We start from the raw sequence: 3,125 nt of genomic DNA, 5'->3' as shown, positions 1-3,125 counted from the left end.
CCGCCGCTGCTCCCGGCCATCCGCCGCCTCGCGGTACGCCTGACGGAAGAGACCCCCGGTCTCCGCGATACTGCTCGCAGGCGTCGGCACCCTGCCCGCCCCCAGACCGACCGCGAGGACCTCGATGCGTGACCCCGAACTGTCCGTCCTGCTCACCGTCTACCACGCGATCGCGCCCTCGCAGCTCCGCGATGCCCTGGACAGTGTGCACGCGCAGACGGTTCAGCCGGCTGAGGTGATCGTGGTGGAGGACGGTCCCCTGTCGCCCGCGCTGCGTGAGGTCCTGGACTCCACCCCGGACCTGCGGCGGTTCGCGCTACCCCAGAACCTCGGCGCCGCCGCGGCGTCCCAACGCGGGTTCGACGAGGTCCGGACCAGCTGGGTCGCCCGCCAGGACGCCGACGACATCTCCCTGCCCGAGCGGTTCGAGCGGCAACTCGACGCGGCCCGCACGCTCGGGGTGGACGTCCTGGGTTCGGCGATGCTCGAGTTCGACACCGACCCGGAGCACCCGAAGGCCATGCGCGCCCTGCCCACCGAGCACGAGGACATCGCCCGCTACGCGCGCATCAACAACCCGGTCAACAACCCGTCCCTGCTGGCCCGCACCGACGCCATCCGCGCCGTCGGCGGGTACCGCCACGTGCCCTACCAGGAGGACTATGACCTGATGATCCGCCTGATCGGCGCGGGCTACCGCCTGCACAACCTGCCCGAACCGCTGGTGAAGTTCCGCGTCACTGATGCGCAGTTCTCCCGTCGCAAGAGCCGCCAGCTCACGGCCTCCGAGCGCACCATTCAACGCACCCTCCTCGATGCGGGCATGATCTCCCGTCCCCGCGCCGTGGCCAACTACCTCGCCCGCAACGCCTACCGGCGCCTGCCCGCCCCCGCCATGAACGCGGCCTACCGACGGATCTTCCACAGCTGACCGACCCCGCTCCTGACACGGGTGTGCCCCCTCACCGGAATCGGCGAGGGGGCACACCCGTAGTGCCGTCGAGCACGCTCAGATGATCGGCACGCCGTCCCGCTTGGCCTCGGCGGCCTCCCTGATGAAGGCTCCCACCAGGACGGCCAGGACGCCGGCCACGATCACGGGCCAGATCAGGACGTAGATCGTCAGAAGTATCGGTGTCATCTGCAGTTCCTCTCCTAGACGCGGACGACGTCGTCGTCGTCATCGTTCGTGTTCTCGGCCGTGTTCCTGGCGTCGGCGTCGGCGAGCTCCTCCGCCACCGCGTCGGTGTCGTAATCGGCGGTGGCCAACGCGATCTCGTCGAAGTCGTAGTCCATCGAACTGCGGTACGACATCGCCACGCAGACGATCGTGCTGACCGCGTACGCGACGAGTGAGGCCGTGAGCGTGTCGTAGTCACGCAGGAAGCCGAGGATGAACGGCGCGCTGCCGAGTGCCGCGACGACAGCCACGACGAGCGCCGGCCTGAGTCCCAGGAAGCCGAACACCATCAGGCCCAGGACCACGCCCACACCCACCACGGCGAGCGCCTCGACGGCGTATGCCAGCACGCCGGAGTCCGGGATCAGCCCGAAGCGAGTGGGCAGGAAGACCGCCAGGGCGACCAGCACGGAGACGGTGAAGGCCGAGTTGGTGACCTTCTTCCAATAGAAGCTCGCGATCACCGGGAAGACCAGTGCGCCCCACAGCGCGCCCACGAACACCAACAGATCGAGGATGTTGAACCGGATGTTGGCGAAGAACAAGGCGGCCACCGTGGCCAGGACCATGGTGATCCGGCCGACGATGAGCATCACCCGGGGGTTGGGCACCTTGCCACGGCCGCGCATGCCCTGCCCGTACAGGTCGCTCATCGCGATCGACGACATCGCGGACAGGTCCGAGTCCGCGGTGGAGGACAGCGAACCGATGATCATGATGAAGAACACCGCCACCAGGACACCGGGCAGGTACTCGGCCGCCACCTGGGGAAGCACGTTGTTCGGGTCGCCGTCGACGGGATCGATCCCCGCGTAGAGGGCGAGCACGCCGACCATGCCGATGCCGATGATCGTGGCGCCGTACCCGATGGTCGCCGTGATGAAGGTCGGCCTGATCAGGTCCTCGCGCACCGCGAACAGCCGCTGCGCGATGGTCTGGTTGCCGATCGCGTAGGCGAGCACAGCCGCGATGTACGGCGCACCCTGGTTGAGGAAAGCGTCCGAGGAGAAGAACGACTGCTGCTGCGGCGTCAGATTGTCAGCCCCGCTGGTGAACAGGTCGATCCCGCCGAGGAAGAAGAACATGGACGGCACGATGATGATCACCGCACCGAGCATCGCCACCACCTGCGCGAAGTCGGTGAGCACCGAGGCGCGGAAGCCCGACCACAGCGTATAGAGCAGGACACCTGAGGCGATCACGATCACGCCCTGGATGAAGCTGAACGGGCTGAGCATGGAGATCAGCGCGCCACCGGCGATGAAGTTCGACGTCAACGAGATGACGGAACCCAGGATGTTGGATCCGGCCAGCATGAACTGGGAGGACCTACCGTGGCGGGCGAACATGACCTCCGCGAGGGTGTGCGCCTGCGGGGCGACCTCGCGGATGCGTTTACCGAAGGGATAGATGAACAGGATCATCAGGGCTCCCCAGAACCCGTAGTGGATCGGCCCTGAAATGCCGTAGAGGTATCCGGAGTTGACCGAGGCGTACATGGAGGACGCCCAGATCCACGTGGCGGTCATCGACGCGGCCGAGATCCCGAACCCGATCTTGTGGCCGGCGGTCATGAAGCTGTCGGCGTTCTCTTTCCTCTTGGCGATCCGTGTGGACATGACCATGGTGCCGCCGTAGAACAACACCAGAAGTAGAACCACGGCCGTTGCGCTCAGCGCTGTAGAGCTCAGCAAATCTGCCCCTCTCCCTCTTCATTTGTCATGTGAACACGCTGAGCCTAGTGAATGCACCGCCTTAACGAAGAATCGACGTGGGGACGGCGTTGTGCGGATGGCCAAGTGCATGGAGCTCTATCCGCGCAGTTCCGGCGCTCGACCAGGCTTTTACTGGAGGAAATCACCAAACGGCACGCAAACGGCATCGCACGCCCTCGCGCGCGGGTCGCGCGCTCGTCCCCACTCCACATCCGCTCGCCCGTCCACCC

3 protein-coding genes are annotated in these 3,125 nt (G+C 66.3%); 1 reads left to right on the top strand and 2 read right to left on the bottom strand.

Annotated elements, in window-relative coordinates; translation table 11 throughout:
• Positions 1-124 precede the first annotated feature (124 nt).
• Positions 125-931: a glycosyltransferase gene (locus G6020_RS06110; protein WP_179525781.1), complete on the top strand. Its 807-nt coding sequence runs from the start codon at positions 125-127 to the stop codon at positions 929-931.
• Between the two features lie 78 nt (positions 932-1,009).
• Here the strand turns inward: G6020_RS06110 and G6020_RS16955 are convergent, their stop codons facing one another.
• Together G6020_RS16955 and G6020_RS06105 are read right to left on the bottom strand one after the other, a co-directional pair.
• Complete coding sequence (locus tag G6020_RS16955) at positions 1,010-1,141, bottom strand: putative transporter small subunit (protein ID WP_218873259.1); 132 nt, start codon at positions 1,139-1,141, stop codon at positions 1,010-1,012.
• Positions 1,142-1,155: 14 nt separating this feature from the next.
• The gene (locus G6020_RS06105; protein WP_182610003.1) at positions 1,156-2,799 is read right to left on the bottom strand and encodes a sodium:solute symporter family protein; all 1,644 of its coding nucleotides are present in this window, start codon (positions 2,797-2,799) and stop codon (positions 1,156-1,158) included.
• Positions 2,800-3,125 lie beyond the last annotated feature (326 nt).

It is taken from the genome of Dietzia sp. B19, assembly GCF_014145155.1.
GTDB lineage: Bacteria > Actinomycetota > Actinomycetes > Mycobacteriales > Mycobacteriaceae > Dietzia > Dietzia natronolimnaea.
The sequence above is the reverse complement of the archived record's forward strand: the minus strand, read 5'-3'. Positions and strand labels throughout refer to the sequence as shown.